Below are 608 nucleotides of genomic sequence, written 5' to 3'. Positions count from 1 at the left end.
CCGGCGTTATCGCGCTGGTAGGCGGTAATCAGCTGACGGTCATCGTCGCCGAACTCGGTTTTTTCCTGCAGGTGGCCGTTGAGGTCGTAGACGTAGGCGGTGCGTTTGCCGTCGAAGCCGGTTTCCTGCTGGATCAGGCCGTTGGGGTGGTACGCCAGTTGATAGCGTTCGCCTGACTCGTTTTCGATTTCGGTCAGCAGCAGGCGGGTGTTGTCGTAGCGATAGCGCAGCGCCGTGCCATCGGGGTTGATCCGGCGACTGATCAGGTGTAGTCCGTCGGCATATTCATACCGGGTCACACGCCCCAGTTCATCGCGCTCGGCGGTGACTTTTCCGTAGGGGTTGTAGCTCAATTCGCGGGTGGCGCCGCCCGGCAATACCACCTTGAGCAGTCGGCCTACCGCGTCCCAGTGATAGTGGGTCAGCGCGCCGTGTTCATCTTCACGGGCAATTTGCCGGCCCAAAGCGTCGTAGCGATAACGCCGCACGCCGCCATTGGGCAGTTGTTCCCCCACCAACTGCCCAAGGTCATTCCAGGTCAGGCGCTGACAGCTGTGATCCGGATACCAAACCGCTAAAAGCTGCCCGCGCTTGTCATAGCTGTACTC

At 60.7% G+C, this 608-nt stretch carries 1 pseudogene; it reads right to left on the bottom strand.

The features are described 5' to 3' along the window. A pseudogene (locus BHC62_RS27135) lies at positions 1 to 608 on the bottom strand (RHS repeat protein); the annotation flags it as partial.

The organism is Pseudomonas sp. 06C 126 (assembly GCF_001855215.1).
Classification (GTDB): Bacteria; Pseudomonadota; Gammaproteobacteria; order Pseudomonadales; family Pseudomonadaceae; genus Aquipseudomonas; species Aquipseudomonas proteolytica.
The sequence above is the reverse complement of the archived record's forward strand: the minus strand, read 5'-3'. Positions and strand labels throughout refer to the sequence as shown.